The following is a 15,336-nucleotide window of genomic DNA, read 5'->3' as shown; positions in this document are numbered from 1 at the left end:
AAGGCAGATAAGTAAACAGAGTGTGCTGTCGTAAAGTAAGCCCGGAGGAGCGGGATAAAAGTTGGGAGGCGCGGCTAAAGAAGGAGGGGAGGAAAGCTTCGCCCAGGCTTTGGCCCGGGCGCAAGAAAAATTTAAAGAGGCCGGGATTGACAGGCCTCGTCTTGAGGCGGAAGTGCTTTTGTCCTTCGTTACCGGTCTTACGCGGGCACAAGTTTTGGCCCGGCCGGGGGAGCTTTTGGAGCCTAAAGTAGCAGATGCTTTTTGGAGGATGGTGGAGAGGCGGGCCCAGGGCTATCCGCTGCAGTACTTAACCGGGCGGCAGGAGTTTATGGGCCTTAACTTCAAAGTGACGCCCCAAGTCCTCATACCCCGGCACGATACGGAGGTTTTGGTAGAAACGATACTGGACCGGGTGGATAAGGGTAGGCCTTGGATGGCGGCCGATGTGGGTACGGGTAGCGGGGCCATAGCAGTAAGCCTGGCGTATTACCTGCCGCAGGCCTTTATTTATGCCCTGGACATAAGCCCAGAGGCCTTGGAGGTAGCCCGGGCCAATGCTCAAGACCTGGGCGTGGCGGACCGCATTCTTTTCCTTAAAGGGGATCTCCTGGAGCCCCTTTTAAAAGGGCAGGGCTGTAAGGGTGAGATGCTCGATGCGGTGGTGGCCAATCTTCCTTATATACCTACGGGGGAGTTAGACGATCTTCCTAAGGAGGTGCGCCATGAGCCCCGCCTGGCCTTGGATGGAGGCAAGAGCGGTCTTGAGGTTGTGGCTAGACTGCTTCCCCAAGCGGCAGCCATTCTTAAACCGGGCGGGTGGCTGGCCTTAGAGATAGGGTGGGACCAGGGTGAAAAGGTTAAAGAGCTGGTGCGGTCGTTGGGCGTTTTTGCTGGGGACGAAATAATCTGCGACTACGGGGGAAGGCCCCGCTGCTTCCTTGCCCGCAAGGTAGAAGTCTTGTAGAGGTGAAACGGGTGCCTACGTTTAAGAGAAAGAGAACTAAATATATAAAGATAGACCCGCGCGTACCCGAAATACATAAGATAAGGCTTGCGGCACGAATTTTGCAGCGCGGGGGAGTAGTCGCTTTTCCCACGGAGACGGTTTACGGCCTGGGAGCCAATGCCTTGGACAGCCGGGCCGTCAAACGTATATTTTGGGCCAAGGGCAGGCCCCAGGACAACCCCTTAATAGTCCACGTAGCAAGCCTCCCCATGTTGCGCTCCCTTATTAGTGAGCTTCCTCCCAAGGCTTTGACCCTCATACAGCGGTTTTGGCCGGGGCCGCTCACCTTGGTTTTGCCCAAGAGCAAGGTGGTACCGCCCGAGGTGACGGCCGGGCTGGATACGGTAGCTGTACGCATGCCGGCTCACCCGGTGGCCCTGGCCTTGATCAAAGCGGCAAGGCTACCTGTGGCGGCGCCCAGCGCCAACCTTTCCGGGCGGCCGAGTCCGACCACCGGACACCACGTATTGCGGGACCTGCGCGGGAAGATAGATGCTGTAGTTGACGGCGGTCCGGCGGTTGTGGGAGTAGAGTCGACTGTTTTGGATTTAACCTCGCCCGTACCTACCATTTTGCGGCCGGGCGGTATCACCAAAGAACAACTTGAGGAAATCTTGGGAGAAGTGGCGGTGGATCCTGCAGTCCTCGGGGATGGCGCGGAACGGCCCAAGGCTCCGGGTATGAAGTACACCCATTACGCTCCGGAGGGTGAGGTGTACCTTGTGGCCGGTGAGCTTTCGCGTATGGTACGGCGTATTCGCGAGATGGTGGAAGCCTTTAAGAAAAAGGGTTTGCGGGTGGCAGTGCTGGCCACGGTAGAAACAGCCAGCAACTATCTTAAAGAGCCGCGGCCGGACTATTTAGAGGTTTTAGGAAGCAGACAGGATCTTACGCAGGTAGCGGCCCGCCTTTTTGCTGCCCTGAGGAATTGTGACCGGCAGCAGGCGGAAGTTATACTTGTAGAAGCCTTTCCGGAACAAGGGCTGGGCTTGGCCATCATGAACAGGCTGCGTAAGGCTGCGGGTTACCGGGTGATCCAGGCCTAGGGGGGATAGAGGATAGAGAGTGTTGCTGCGGTTTTTCTGGTGGCCATGGCCTTAGGTACGGATGCCTTTTCCCTGGCCGCAGGCTTAGGGATGGCAGGACTTAAAGGGCGGCCCGCTCTGTTTTTATCCGGCTTGGTTGGGTTATTACATGTGGTTATGCCTTTGATCGGTTTTTACCTGGGCCTTATGGTCGGGCGGATCCTGGGGAGGCTGGCCTCCGTAATAGGTGCCTGCGTTCTTACCGCACTGGGCCTTCTTTTGCTGAAGGAGGCTTTTTCGGAAGAGCCTTCCGCCTCCCTTAGCGGGCCTTTAGCCCGGGTTTTTTCGGGCTTTTGGGGGGTTACGCGGGACCTAGGGGCTATCTGCCTTCTGGCGGGCAGTGTAAGTATTGATTCTTTAGCCGTCGGTTTCGGCCTCGGTACGCTACAGGTGAGCCTGCCCCTTGCCGTAATAATCATGGGATTTATGGCGGCGGTCATGACGGGTCTGGGGTTGATTTTGGGCCGCCGAGCGGGGCGCTATTTAGGTGACAAGGCGAAGGTGGCGGGAGGTCTGGTGCTGGTCGTTATCGGGTTAAAGATGCTGGTAGGTTAAAGAAACCTAATGCCGCTGTAAAGGAACGGGCTGTAGCCAAGCCTTACTTAATAGGTCCCGGTGGCGAACCTTTGGCCGAGAGGGCGGCCCGTTGCGGGGCGCGGCCCGCGAAAGAAGGCGGTTAGAAATGTTGGTAGGTTAAAGGGATGGGGAGGAGAAATAAGATGCCCGTCATCCTTTTTATATGTACCGGTAATACCTGCCGCAGCAGCATGGCCGAAGGACTGGCCAAAAAGCTGGCCCGGGAGATGGGCCTTGAAGTAGAGATTGCTTCCGCGGGTGTGGCAGCCTGGCCCGGAGCACCCGCTACTTGGGAAGCTATCCAAGTTGCGGAAGAGCTAGGAGTTGATCTCAAAGAGCATAAAGCCCGTAGTCTGGAAGCTCCCATGATAGATGAGGCCGATCTTATTCTCACCATGGAAGAAAGGCACAAAGATGTTGTTTTGTCTCGCTTCCCCCAGGCTGGGGGCAAAATTTTTAGCCTCAAGGAATATGTGAGCGGCTCTAAAGGGGATATCGCGGACCCCATAGGGAAACCCTTGGAGATTTACAGGGCCTGTGCAGCGGAGCTTAAGGAGCTTATCGAACAGGCTCTGAAGAAGTTTAAGGCAGGGCAGGAAGGCCAAATTCCAAAAACAGAAGATGGAAAAGAATAATAAGGCAGCAGGAAACTTAAGAGTTTAGTCGAATATTAAATAATACTTAATAAATGCCGGGGGATTTAAAGTGAGATTGCGAATAGCTTTGGCCAGCGATCACGCAGGGTTTTATTTAAAAGAGGAAATAAAAAAATTACTCGAGGAGGAGGGTTTAAGCTACCACGATTTCGGCACTTACTCCCCGGAGGCTGTGGACTACCCGGACCAGGCCAGGGCAGTAGCGGAGGCTGTAGCCAGGGGCGAGTTTGACAGGGGTATTCTCTGCTGCGGTACGGGGATCGGTGTGGCTATGGCCGCCAACAAGGTCCCCGGTATCCGGGCGGCTCTCTGCCACGATACGTATTCGGCCCGTACCTCGAGGGAACATAACGACGCCAATGTTTTGGCCCTAGGAGGCCGTGTGGTAGGACCGGCCCTGGCCCGGGAGATTGTGTCTGTCTGGCTCAAAACCCAATTTTCGGGAGGCCGGCATGCCCGCAGAATAGCTAAAATAGCCGAGATAGAAAGGCAGTACAGTAGCCGTCTGGACGGAGAGGAGGTCTTCTGCGGGTGCAGCCCGGGCGGAGGGTTACCGCAGGAGGTAAGGGAAGGGGACTTGGCCGCACAGGTGGCCTACGTGGCCCGGGAGCTGCTTAAGGTAGCTGGGCTTAAACCCGGGGATATTTTGGTGGCCGGTTGTAGCACCAGCGAGATAGCCGGCCAAAGGATTGGTACGGCTTCTTCTTTGGAGATAGGAGAGCAGGTGCTCCAGGGTTTGCTTGAAGCCACCCGGGAGTACCAGGTGTACCTGGCTGTACAGTGTTGCGAGCATTTAAACCGGGCCTTGGTGGTGGAGGCGCAGGCCGCAGAGATCTATGGGCTGGAGCAGGTTACTGTCGTTCCGGCTCTTAAAGCGGGCGGCGCGTTAGCCACTGCCGCATATCGTGCCCTGCACCGCCCGGTAGTCGTATCCAGTATAAAGGCCCATGCAGGGATAGATATAGGGGATACTTTGATCGGTATGCACCTTAAGCCCGTGGCCGTACCTGTGCGCCTGGAGGTTAAAACTATAGGTTGCGCTCATCTAACCTTGGCCCGGACCCGGCCGGCACTGATCGGAGGGGAACGGGCGGTGTACCGTTAGAAAAGGGGGCTTTAAGTCACTATGAATCTTTTGCCGCTGGAAGAATACGACCCTCAAGTGGCGGAGGCCATCAAAAAGGAACTTAAACGCCAGCAGTCGCACTTGGAACTTATAGCCTCGGAAAATTTCGTAAGCCCTGCCGTGCTGGCTGCCATGGGGAGTGTCCTGACCAACAAGTATGCCGAAGGCTATCCGGGGAACCGGTACTACGGCGGTTGCGAATGGGTGGATGTGGTGGAAAACCTGGCCCGGGAGAGGGCCTGCGCGCTCTTTAAAGCGGAGCATGCTAACGTACAGCCCCATTCAGGGAGCCAGGCCAACACTGCCGTGTATTTTGCCGTTCTCCGGCCCGGAGACACGGTTATGGGTATGAACCTGGCCCACGGAGGCCATCTCACCCACGGCAGTCCTGTTAGCCTGTCGGGGAAATATTATAACTTTGTTTTTTACGGGGTAGACCCTGCCACCGGATATATAGATTACGACCAGGTAGCGAGGCTGGCCCGGGAACACCGGCCCAAGCTAATCATAGCAGGGGCCAGCGCCTACCCGCGTATCATCGATTTTGCCAGGTTCCGGGAGATAGCCGATGAAGTGGGAGCCCTCCTCATGGTAGATATGGCACATATCGCCGGGTTGGTAGCGGCGGGCGTACATCCTAGTCCAGTTCCTTATGCTCATTTTGTAACCAGTACCACTCATAAAACTTTGCGGGGGCCGCGCGGGGGCTTTATCCTTTGCTTTAAAGAGTATGCCGGCACTATAGACAAGGCGGTATTTCCGGGCATTCAGGGCGGGCCCCTTATGCATGTTATTGCCGCCAAGGCGGTGGCCTTTAAGGAGGCTATGGAACCGGGATTTAAGGATTACCAAAAGAAGGTCGTGTCCAATGCCAGAGCGCTGGCCGAGGCCCTTAAAAGGTACGGGTTCAATTTAGTTTCCGGTGGTACGGATAACCATCTTCTCTTGGTAGATCTGAGGAATAAAGGGATAACGGGAAAAGAGGCGGAAGAGATCCTGGGCTCTGTTCGGATCACGGTAAATAAGAATGCCGTTCCCTTTGATCCCCAAAAGCCCAGCATTACCAGCGGTATACGGTTGGGCACCGCTGCCGTAACCACCCGGGGCATGGATGAGGAAGCCATGGAAAAGATAGCGGAAGCCATAGACCTGGCCCTATCCTACGGCAGAGATGAAAAAAAACTCGACCGGGCCCGCCAAATTGCGGACGAGCTCTGCCGGAAGTTCCCGTTGTACGAAGGGTAGGACGGTTTTGTAAGTGCCCGGCAAAAAGCTTTGCCGGGCGTTTTTATTGTCATCGCAAGGCGAAAATGGTAGACTTGTCTTGAGGTAAGCGTCGGAGGAGGAAAATCTTTGAGAAGGCTTCCCTGGGATGAGTATTTTATGGCCCAAGCCAAGCTGCTGGCCTCCCGTTCTACTTGCTTGCGGCTTAAAGTAGGGTGCGTTATAACTAGAGAAAAAAGGATCATAGCCACGGGCTATAACGGGTCGGTATCAGGCGAGGTCCATTGCTCCGAGGCGGGATGCAAGATGGAGGACGGCCACTGCATCCGCACCGTACATGCCGAAGCCAACGCCCTAACCCAATGTGCCCGCTTCGGCGTAGCTACCGAAGGAGCAAGCCTTTACGTGACCCACTTTCCCTGCTTAAATTGTGTAAAGCTCATCATTCAGGCGGGGATAAGGCATATATATTACGCCCATGAATATAGGATACATCCTTACGCCTTAGAGCTTTTACAGCTTAAAGGTATCGGGCTAACTCAGATATCCGTATCCCTAAGGGATTGGTTTGCGGAAGTAGAGAAGGAGGAAGAGGAGAGCGCCGGAGGTGCCCCAGGTGCAACAAAAAATCATAACCTTGCCCAAGCTTAACAACCTTACACCCACCATGGAATCCACGGCCCTTAAGCTAATGGAGGAGGCCGGGGAGCTGGCCCAGGCTATAGGTAAGCTGCGGGGATTAAGCGGCGAGAGGGTCGAGGTGGAAGAAAGAGAAGTAATGCGGGTCATTGCCCGGGAGCTTCTGGATGTGGCCCAGACGGCAGTATCTTTGATGTTCGTCCTTGAAGAACAGTACGGGGTAGATCTCCAACAGGCTTTACAGGAGCATGTAGAAAAGCTGCGGCGTAAGGGATATTTAGATTAGGGGAGCTGGAGGCGGAAGCGTTGCCACCTGTCAAAGTGCTTGCCGTTTTTGGAACCCGTCCGGAAGCTATAAAGATGGCCCCGGTAGTACAAGAGCTAAAAAAATCTAAAGAGGAGTTCTGTTGCCTGGTAGCGGTGACGGCCCAGCACCGGGAGATGCTAGACCAGGTTTTAAGGCTTTTTTCCATTGAACCCGAGTATGACTTAAATATTATGCGCCCGGGACAGAGCCTGGAAGAGATAACTGTGAGGGCTTTAGAAGGCCTGGTGGAGGTGCTTGACCGGGAAAAGCCGGACCTGGTCCTGGTACATGGAGACACTACCACCACTTTCGTCGCAGCTCTGGCAGCCTTTTACCGGAAGATCCCTGTGGGGCATGTAGAGGCAGGACTGCGCACGGGAGACAAATATGCCCCTTATCCGGAGGAGATGAATCGACGTCTTACCGCAGCTTTGAGCGATGTTCATTTTGCGCCCACCCTTAAGGCCCGGGAAAACCTCTTACGGGAAGGTGTACCGGCAGAGCGTATTTATGTTACAGGCAATACAGTTATCGATGCCTTAAAAGCTACGGTGCGGGAGGACTATATCTTTACAGATCCGCTCTTGTCTACTCTAGATTTTAATAAGCGGATAATCCTGGTTACCGCTCACCGCAGGGAGAACTGGGGGGAACCTATGCGGGAGATTTTCTCTGCACTGCGCAAGATAAAAGAACAATACCGGGAGGTTGAGATTGTCTTTCCGGTGCACAAGAACCCCCGTATCCGTGATATAGCGGAGGAGATACTTAAAGGTGTGCCAGGGGTTCACTTAATAGAACCTTTAGATTATGAGCCCTTCGTAAATCTGATGGCTCGCTCTTACCTGGTGCTAACCGATTCAGGGGGGCTACAGGAGGAGGCTCCGGCCTTAGGTAAACCAGTGCTGGTATTGAGGGAAGTTACTGAGCGGCCGGAAGCGGTGGAGGCCGGGACCGTGCGCTTAGTAGGGACGTCTGAGGGGGCTATAGTGGAGGCCGCCAGCGAGTTGTTAGAAGATAAGAGAAGCTACCTTAAGATGGCCCAGGCTGTAAATCCTTACGGCGACGGCCTGGCCTCCAGGCGTATCCGGGGGTTTCTACGATATTATTTCGGCTTTTGTCTTGCTCCCCCGCCCGAGTTTACATGTCCTGAGGCCGGAACGGCACCGGTTGGACAAGGCTAGAAGAAAAAACCATAAATTTTTACCGCACTTTGAAAGGATTCTAGATGAAAAGAGCGAATACCTACTATTCGTGTAACGAAAACTTTTATAAAACAGGGCCCCCACCTTGATATGGACCCAAGGAGGTACTGTCTTTTTGAAGAAGCCCCGCTGGGCTAGGGATTATTGGAGCTATGCTAAGTATGCTAATCTGGCCTTTTCCCTGGCGGTTACTCTAGGGGTGAGTATCTTTTTGGGGCTTTGGGCCGGACAGTGGCTGGACAGGCGGTTGGGCACGGGGCCCTGGCTAATGGTTTCTGGAGTGCTGGTGGGGGTTGCGGTGGGGTTTTACAGTATTATAAAGGAGATCGGTGTTTTGGCAGATGGAAAGGGAGACAAGCCCGGCGACCGGGAGCCCGAAGATTAGGCTCGCGATGTTAATAGGGGCAGGCCTTCTCATTTTGGGAGGATTGATCTTGAAAGAGTTTTTCTTTAGCGCAGGGGTCTTGGCGGTGCTACCGGTATCCCTGCTATTCCAACGCTGGCTGGAACGGTCAGTGGAGGGTGTGCGCTACCCTTCTGCTGTTAAGGCTTATAATGCCTTTCTTGCCCGTGCCCTTTTACGGATGGGTGCGAGCCTCGTTATTTTGGTTCTGGCGTCTGCAAGAGGGCCGGCCTTTCTTCTGGGAGCCTTAGCAGCTCTTCTCCTTCCCATGCTGGCTTACTTCGCTGAAGCAGTAGCCTTACTCGTTCCCTCCTTAAAAAGGAGCCAGTCTTAAGCTCCGGGGGATAAGGAGGGGCAGCCTGCACAGTAAAGCAAGGCGTGTTTGCGGTGAACCCCAGCATAGGTAATGAAAGAGTAAGGTGGATGAAGCGAAGGAGTTTACTAAAGGGAAAGATGTGGGATAAAATAGGGGTGTGCCTGTCGGGATGGACGGGCTGGAGGGAGGAAGGATAAAAAGGGATGGTGGCGGAAAAGCTTCATGAGCTAGCCGCAGTCATGGAACATATCAAGCCTCATGTGGTATTTTACCTCGGGCCCATTCCCGTGTCTTCTACCGTGGTTAACACCTGGATTATAATGGCACTCCTTTTTGCAGGTGTTTTTATCCTCACCAGGAGGCTAGAGTTCATTCCCCGGGGATCCCAGCACATCCTGGAGATGATACTACAGTTCATATCAGGGCTTTTGGAAGAGGCCATGGGTAAAGAAGGGCGCAAGTACCTTCCCCTGGCGGCTACCCTCTTTATTTTTATCCTAAGCTTAAACCTCTCATGGTTTATACCCGGCATGAAGCCGCCTACCATGGACTTAAGCACCACGGCGGCCTTCGGAGTTACAACCATAATATTGGTCCAGCTCATAGCCATAAAGAAGAAAGGGCTAAAAGGTTATATAAAGCATTTCTTCTCTCCCATACCGTTCCTGTTTCCGTTAAATGTTATAGAAGAGATGGTCAAGCCTGTATCCCTCTCCTTGCGTCTCTTCGGTAATATGTTCGGTGAAGAAATGGTAGTTACCATACTGGCTATCCTAGTTCCCTTTCTGGTACCCACCCCTATCATGCTTTTAGGGGTCATTATGGGTTTCATCCAGGCCTTTGTGTTTACCTTGCTGACCGTAACATATATAGCTAACTTCATCCACGGCCATTAAAGCAGGCCGTAATTTAAAGAAAAAACCTTGGATAAAGGGGGATTAAAGATGCTCGGATTTATCGGTGTAGGACTAGCCATTGGTATGGCGGCCTTGGGGTCAGCTCTAGGACAAGGGAATGCCGCGGCCCGGGCCATGGAGGGTATAGCCCGGCAGCCCGAAGCATCGGGGGATATCCGCACCACCTTGCTCCTGTCTTTGGCCTTTATGGAGGCCCTGACCCTTTTCTCCTTCGTTATAGCTATACTCATGTGGACTAAGCTCTAGGAGTCTTAAGGGAGGACAGGCATATATAACCCTTGGGCCCTGCCTGTCCCCCCCTGTGTGTAAAGTCAAGTAAGTCAAGGGGGGATCCCTTTGGAGGCCATTCTTCAGGCCTTAAATTTTAATTTCTGGACTTTCCTCTGGCAGGTGCTAGATCTTCTTATTGTTATGGGGGTCCTCTACCTTTTGCTATACAAGCCTTTAGGTAGAATCCTAGCAGAAAGGGAGGCTAAAATAGAGGGCTCCTTGCAGGATGCCCAGGCAGCCAAGGAGAAGGCGGAAAAGCTTTTAAAAGAGTACGAAGACAAGCTGGCTGGCGCACGGCAGGAAGCACAGGCTATAATTGAACGTGCGACCAGGCTGGGTGAGGAGATGCGGGAAGAGATCTTGACTAAGGCCCGGGAGGAGGCCAGCCGTACTCTGGAAGCTGCAAGGGCAGAAATTGCCGGAGAAAAGGCTAAGGCCCTGGCCGCCATCCGCGATGAGGCGGCAGGGTTGGCCGTGCTGGTGGCCCAAAAGATCTTGGAGAGGTCTCTGACACCTGAAGATCAGGAGAGACTTTTAAAAGAGTCCTTACCTGAGGTGGAGAGATTGCAATGAGCTCCAGGGTAGCCAAGCGTTACGCCCAGGCACTGTACTCCCTGGCCCAGGATAAGGGCGTCCTGCCCCGGGTAAAGGAGGATCTAGACCGGGTTGTAGGGACCTTGGAGGAAAACGAGGAGTTCAGGCGGCTTTTTTACCACCAGCTCGTTCCACCAAGACAAAAAAGGGAGCTCCTTAAAGAGGTTTTCCCCGCTATAGGGGATGATACCAGGAAATTCTTGGGACTGGTTTTAGAAAAGCACCGGGAACGGCTCTTACCCGAAATTGCCTCCCATTTTAGGCTTCTCGTCGACCGGGCCGAGGGTATTGTGGAGGCCGAGGTAACGGTGGCCTTCCCCTTACCGGATGACCTTGAGGAGCAACTCAAAGAGAAGCTGAGCCGCCTCTTGGGGGGCAAGGTACGCCTTAAAGTATGCGTAGATAAGGACATAATGGGGGGAATGGTGGTACGGGTAGGGGACCGCATCCTGGATGCCAGCGTAAGAAAAAAGTTGGAGCTTTTTAGGGAACGCCTGCGCCATGTAGAGCTAAGGCCTTAGAACGTGGCCTAAGGATATTTAGCCCTCCAGAACCAGCCGGCTTATAGACTTGCTAGCCTATTTAAAACAGCAAGTGTGTACTACTTTTAAGCGCTAAAGCGCGAGCTAAAGAGGTGAGGCCTCATTGGGTATTCGACCGGATGAGATCACCAGTATTCTGAGGAAGCAGATTGAGGAATTTGAAGCAGAAGTAGAGGTAGCCGAAGTAGGTATCGTCACCCAGGTGGGCGACGGTATCGCCCGTATTTACGGCCTTGAGAAGGCCATGGCTGGGGAACTAGTGGAGTTTCCCGGCGGAACTTACGGTATGGTACTTAACCTAGAGGAAGACAGTGTGGGGTGCGTTATCCTGGGCCCTTACACGCATATCAAGGAGGGTGACCGGGTAAAACGCACCGGGCGCATTGCCGAGGTACCCGTGGGCGAGGCCCTCATCGGGCGGGTGGTAAACGCCCTGGGGCAGCCTATTGACGGGAAGGGGCCCATTCATACCGATAAGTTTAGGCCCATAGAATCCCCTGCTCCCGGGGTCATCTACCGTCGTCCGGTTAATACCCCTCTACAGACGGGGATCAAGGCCATAGATGCCATGATACCCATAGGCCGCGGGCAGCGGGAGCTTATCATAGGCGACCGGCAGACGGGCAAGACGGCCATCGCGGTGGATACCATAATCAATCAAAAGGGCCAGAACGTAATCTGCATATACGTAGCCATAGGGCAGAAGGCTTCCACCGTGGCCGGCGTGGTAAGGAGGCTTGAGGAGTACGGGGCCATGGATTATACCATAGTGGTTGCCGCTACCGCCAGCGAGCCTGCTCCCCTGCTCTATATTGCGCCGTATGCCGGGTGCGCTATGGGCGAGTATTTCATGTACGAGCAGCACCGGGATGTGCTGTGCATATATGATGATCTCTCCAAACACGCCGCGGCCTACCGTGAGCTGTCCCTCCTCCTCAGGCGTCCGCCGGGCCGGGAGGCCTACCCGGGAGATGTGTTCTACTTGCACTCGCGGCTTTTAGAGAGGGCGGCCCGCCTTTCCGATGAGATGGGAGGGGGGTCCCTTACGGCCCTGCCTATTATTGAGACCCAGGCCGGCGACGTCTCGGCCTATATCCCTACGAACGTCATTTCCATCACCGACGGCCAGATCTACCTAGAATCTGATCTCTTCTACGCCGGGGTGCGGCCGGCCATTAACGTAGGTCTATCGGTATCCCGTGTGGGCGGTGCTGCCCAGATCAAGGCCATGAAGCAAGTGGCAGGTCGCCTTCGCCTGGATCTCGCCCAGTACCGGGAGCTGGCGGCCTTCGCCCAGTTCGGCTCCGACCTGGATAAGGCCACTCAGGCCAGGCTGGCCAGGGGCGAGCGCATGGTAGAGCTCTTAAAGCAGGACCAGTATCAGCCCATGCCCGTGGAAGAACAGGTGGCCGTTCTTTATGCCGGAGTGAACGGTTACCTTGATGATCTGCCTGTGGAAAAGGTCCGGACCTTTGAAACAGAATTTCTCCGTTATCTCCGTACCCAGAAGCCGGAAGTCCTGGCCGGGATTAGGGACAAGAAAGAACTTACCGCGGAGATTGAGGAGCAGCTTAAGCAGGCTATTCGCGAGGTAAAGGCCACCTTCCAGTAAGCCTTAGGCCCCTTAGAGGAGTGTAAAGGCCATGCCTACCATGCGGGATCTTAAGAGACGTATCCGCAGTATAAAAAATACCCAGCAGATCACCAAGGCCATGAAGATGGTGGCTGCGGCCAAGCTGCGCAAGATACAGGATAAGGTTATCGCCGGGCGCCCCTACGGGGATAAGATCCGGGAAGTGGTGGGGCGCCTTTTGGCCAGCGCTGAAGGAATAGACCTGCCTCTCGCCCAGGAGCGGGAAATAGGGAAAGTGGGCTATTGCCTCATTACCGCAGACCGGGGGCTGGCCGGCAGCTATAACGCCAACCTTATACGACTGGCCCAGGAACTCGTGGAAAAGGAGACCAAGCCGTGCGGCCTTATTGCAGTAGGCCGGAAGGGGCGGGACTTTTTCCGCCGCCGGGGAGTGGAGATTCTGGCCGAGTACACCGGCGTGGAAGACGTGCCCGATTTTACCTTCGCCCGCAGGCTGGCCCGGGATTTGGTACGGCTCTTCCTGGAAGGAACCGTGGACCAAGTTTATCTGATTTACAGCCGCTTTTATTCCGCATTAAGGCAGGTCCCTCAAGTGGTAAGGCTCCTGCCGGTTGTTCCTCCGGAGGATACCCCTCCCGCGCCGGAGTATATATATGAGCCGCCGCGCGGGGTTCTTTTAGCCGAGCTCCTTCCCCGTTTTGTAGAAATTCAAGTGTACAGGGCGCTCCTGGAGGCTAAGGCCAGTGAGCATGGGGCCCGGATGACGGCCATGGATAACGCTACGGAAAATGCGGCGGAAATGATAGATAAACTTACCTTATCCTTTAACCGGGCCCGGCAGGCAGCCATCACCAAGGAAATCGTAGAAGTAGTGTCCGGAGCTGAGGCTCTAAAGTAAACTTTAGCGAAAATTCGAGGGGGGTGAAATCCTTGAACATAGGAAGAGTAGTCCAGGTTATTGGCCCAGTTGTGGACGTGGAATTCCCCCACCAGCTTCCTGACCTCCTCAATGCCATCGTGATCAAGACCGAAGACGGCCGGATCAACCTTACCATGGAGGCCATGCAACACCTGGGCAATAACACGGTGCGCTGCGTCGCCCTAGCTTCCACCGACGGCCTTCAAAGAGGTATGACGGCCATCGATACAGGTGGTCCTATTACTGTGCCTGTGGGCAGGGCTACGCTGGGGCGCATTTTTAACGTTTTGGGTGAGCCCATCGACAACCTGGGTCCTGTGGAGGCCACCGAGCGCCTGCCCATTCATCGGCCGGCTCCCTCCTTTGAAGAGCAAGAACCGTCCACCGAGATCCTAGAGACGGGTATAAAGGTAGTAGACCTCCTGGCTCCCTATCCCAAGGGGGGTAAAATCGGTCTCTTCGGTGGTGCCGGTGTGGGCAAAACGGTTATCATCATGGAGCTCATCCGCAACATAGCCTACGAGCACGGTGGGTTCTCCGTGTTCGCCGGTGTAGGAGAGCGCACCCGTGAAGGTAACGACCTATGGTTGGAGATGAAAGAGGCGGGCGTCTTAGATAAAACGGTACTTGTCTTTGGCCAGATGAATGAGCCGCCCGGAGCCCGCCTGCGGGTGGGCCTGACAGGCCTCACCATGGCCGAGTACTTCCGGGATGCCGAAGGCCAGGACGTGCTTCTGTTCATAGACAACATCTTCCGGTTTGTCCAGGCCGGTTCGGAAGTGTCGGCTCTCCTCGGCAGGATGCCCTCGGCGGTAGGTTACCAGCCCACCTTGGCCACGGAAATGGGAGCACTGCAGGAGCGCATCACTTCGACCAAGAAAGGCTCTATTACCTCGGTACAGGCCATTTACGTTCCTGCCGACGACCTGACGGACCCTGCCCCGGCCACTACCTTTGCCCACCTGGATGCCACCACTGTACTATCCAGGCAGATAGCCGAGCTGGGGATATATCCCGCCGTAGATCCCCTGGACTCCACTTCCCGTATCCTGGATCCCAGGATAGTAGGCGAAGAGCACTACCAGGTGGCCCGGGGAGTGCAGAGGGTCTTACAGAGGTACAAGGAGCTGCAAGATATCATCGCCATCCTGGGTATGGATGAACTTTCCGAAGAAGATAAGCTCATCGTTGCTAGGGCCCGTAAAATTCAGCGTTTTCTCTCGCAACCCTTCCACGTGGCCGAAGCTTTCACCGGGCGGCCCGGCGTATACGTTCCCCTTAAAGAAACCATCCGGGGCTTTAAAGAGATCTTGGAAGGCCGGCACGACCATCTACCCGAACAAGCCTTCTACATGGTGGGAACCATTGATGAGGCAGTAGAGAAAGCCAAGGAGATGACGTAGGCCAACTTACGGCAAGAGGGGGTGCGGCCCTTGGCGGAGGAAGGGAAAGGGATCGGTGGCCGGTCCTTAGAGCTTGAAGTAGTTACACCGGAACGGGTAGTTTTATCTACCGAGGTAGAAAGTCTAATGTTACCGGGAGCCCTAGGCTACCTGGGAGTCCTGCCTGGCCATGCACCTCTGGTCACCCAGCTTTCCCCCGGCGTGGTGTTTTACCGCTACCACGGCGAGGAGAAACGCCTGGCCGTCAGCGGAGGGCTTGCAGAAATAACCGGGCAGAAGGTGCTCCTTCTTGCGGATACCGCGGAAAAGTCCGAGGAGATCGATGTAGAAAGGGCCAGGCGGGCCAAAGAGAGGGCCGAACGGAGGCTCAAAGAGCGCCCGCCGGGTGTAGATATAGCCCGGGCAGAGGCTGCCTTAAAACGGGCTGTTGCACGCCTTAAGGCCGCGGGACAACCTACCTAAAAGGTAGTTCCCGCGGCCCATTTTATTTCCTGCCTCCGTAGCGGAAAAGCGTTTTTTAAACCAACCGCATTCCTCAAAGAATCCCCTATTTT

The 15,336-nt window shown here is 54.9% G+C and carries 19 protein-coding genes and 1 pseudogene; all 20 read left to right on the top strand.

Annotated elements, in window-relative coordinates; all coding sequences use genetic code 11:
* The first annotated feature begins 61 nt into the window (after positions 1–61).
* The 20 genes and pseudogenes from prmC (at position 62) to L5656_RS00555 (ending at position 15,244) form a co-directional block, all read left to right on the top strand.
* On the top strand, positions 62–964 hold the full coding sequence (gene prmC, locus L5656_RS00645; RefSeq protein ID WP_297197522.1) for a peptide chain release factor N(5)-glutamine methyltransferase: 903 nt from the start codon (positions 62–64) through the stop codon (positions 962–964).
* A gap of 11 nt (positions 965–975) precedes the next feature.
* A complete protein-coding gene (locus tag L5656_RS00640) occupies positions 976–2,052 on the top strand; it encodes an L-threonylcarbamoyladenylate synthase (protein ID WP_297197520.1) in 1,077 nt (358 codons plus the stop codon).
* Positions 2,053–2,097: 45 nt separating this feature from the next.
* Positions 2,098–2,646: a manganese efflux pump MntP family protein gene (locus tag L5656_RS00635; RefSeq protein ID WP_297197517.1), complete on the top strand. Its 549-nt coding sequence runs from the start codon at positions 2,098–2,100 to the stop codon at positions 2,644–2,646.
* Positions 2,647–2,810: 164 nt separating this feature from the next.
* Positions 2,811–3,302 carry a low molecular weight protein arginine phosphatase gene (locus tag L5656_RS00630; protein WP_297197513.1) on the top strand — a complete coding sequence of 164 codons (492 nt, stop codon included), beginning with the start codon at positions 2,811–2,813 and terminating at the stop codon, positions 3,300–3,302.
* A gap of 76 nt (positions 3,303–3,378) precedes the next feature.
* Positions 3,379–3,819, top strand: a pseudogene (gene rpiB, locus L5656_RS11290) (ribose 5-phosphate isomerase B); the annotation flags it as partial.
* 81 nt (positions 3,820–3,900) lie between these two features.
* Entirely contained in the window at positions 3,901–4,428 is a 528-nt protein-coding gene (locus L5656_RS11285; RefSeq protein WP_366017781.1) for a TIGR01440 family protein, read from the top strand.
* A 21-nt stretch (positions 4,429–4,449) separates the two neighbouring features.
* Positions 4,450–5,694 (top strand): serine hydroxymethyltransferase, encoded by a 1,245-nt coding sequence (glyA, locus tag L5656_RS00620; RefSeq protein WP_297197507.1) that lies wholly within the window; start codon positions 4,450–4,452, stop codon positions 5,692–5,694.
* A 108-nt stretch (positions 5,695–5,802) separates the two neighbouring features.
* Positions 5,803–6,324 carry a ComE operon protein 2 gene (locus tag L5656_RS00615; protein WP_297197504.1) on the top strand — a complete coding sequence of 174 codons (522 nt, stop codon included), beginning with the start codon at positions 5,803–5,805 and terminating at the stop codon, positions 6,322–6,324.
* A complete protein-coding gene (locus tag L5656_RS00610; protein ID WP_297197501.1) occupies positions 6,290–6,598 on the top strand; it encodes a MazG-like family protein in 309 nt (102 codons plus the stop codon). Before L5656_RS00615 ends, L5656_RS00610 begins: the two co-directional genes overlap by 35 nt.
* Positions 6,599–6,618: 20 nt before the next feature.
* Positions 6,619–7,803, top strand: a complete 1,185-nt coding sequence (gene wecB / locus L5656_RS00605) for a non-hydrolyzing UDP-N-acetylglucosamine 2-epimerase (RefSeq protein ID WP_297197497.1) — start codon at positions 6,619–6,621, stop codon at positions 7,801–7,803.
* A gap of 136 nt (positions 7,804–7,939) precedes the next feature.
* A complete protein-coding gene (locus L5656_RS00600; protein ID WP_297197495.1) occupies positions 7,940–8,209 on the top strand; it encodes an AtpZ/AtpI family protein in 270 nt (89 codons plus the stop codon).
* A 49-nt stretch (positions 8,210–8,258) separates the two neighbouring features.
* Entirely contained in the window at positions 8,259–8,561 is a 303-nt protein-coding gene (locus L5656_RS00595; protein WP_297197492.1) for a hypothetical protein, read from the top strand.
* Positions 8,562–8,746: 185 nt separating this feature from the next.
* Complete coding sequence (gene atpB / locus L5656_RS00590) at positions 8,747–9,439, top strand: F0F1 ATP synthase subunit A (RefSeq protein ID WP_297197488.1); 693 nt, start codon at positions 8,747–8,749, stop codon at positions 9,437–9,439.
* Between the two features lie 48 nt (positions 9,440–9,487).
* Positions 9,488–9,706: an ATP synthase F0 subunit C gene (gene atpE, locus L5656_RS00585; protein WP_084666915.1), complete on the top strand. Its 219-nt coding sequence runs from the start codon at positions 9,488–9,490 to the stop codon at positions 9,704–9,706.
* A gap of 90 nt (positions 9,707–9,796) precedes the next feature.
* The gene (atpF, locus tag L5656_RS00580) at positions 9,797–10,303 is read left to right on the top strand and encodes a F0F1 ATP synthase subunit B (RefSeq protein ID WP_297197483.1); all 507 of its coding nucleotides are present in this window, start codon (positions 9,797–9,799) and stop codon (positions 10,301–10,303) included.
* Positions 10,300–10,845, top strand: coding sequence for an ATP synthase F1 subunit delta (atpH, locus tag L5656_RS00575; RefSeq protein WP_297197480.1), 546 nt, complete (start codon positions 10,300–10,302; stop codon positions 10,843–10,845). Before atpF ends, atpH begins: the two co-directional genes overlap by 4 nt.
* Before the next feature lie 124 nt (positions 10,846–10,969).
* Positions 10,970–12,478: a F0F1 ATP synthase subunit alpha gene (atpA, locus tag L5656_RS00570; protein WP_297197477.1), complete on the top strand. Its 1,509-nt coding sequence runs from the start codon at positions 10,970–10,972 to the stop codon at positions 12,476–12,478.
* A 31-nt stretch (positions 12,479–12,509) separates the two neighbouring features.
* Complete coding sequence (gene atpG, locus L5656_RS00565) at positions 12,510–13,358, top strand: ATP synthase F1 subunit gamma (RefSeq protein ID WP_297197475.1); 849 nt, start codon at positions 12,510–12,512, stop codon at positions 13,356–13,358.
* A 32-nt stretch (positions 13,359–13,390) separates the two neighbouring features.
* Entirely contained in the window at positions 13,391–14,782 is a 1,392-nt protein-coding gene (gene atpD / locus L5656_RS00560; RefSeq protein ID WP_297197472.1) for a F0F1 ATP synthase subunit beta, read from the top strand.
* 30 nt (positions 14,783–14,812) lie between these two features.
* Positions 14,813–15,244, top strand: coding sequence for a F0F1 ATP synthase subunit epsilon (locus tag L5656_RS00555; RefSeq protein ID WP_297197469.1), 432 nt, complete (start codon positions 14,813–14,815; stop codon positions 15,242–15,244).
* Positions 15,245–15,336 lie beyond the last annotated feature (92 nt).

Origin of the sequence: Thermanaeromonas sp. (assembly GCF_021890735.1) — a bacterium.
GTDB lineage: Bacteria > Bacillota > DSM-521 > Neomoorellales > Neomoorellaceae > Thermanaeromonas.
The sequence above is the reverse complement of the archived record's forward strand: the minus strand, read 5'-3'. Positions and strand labels throughout refer to the sequence as shown.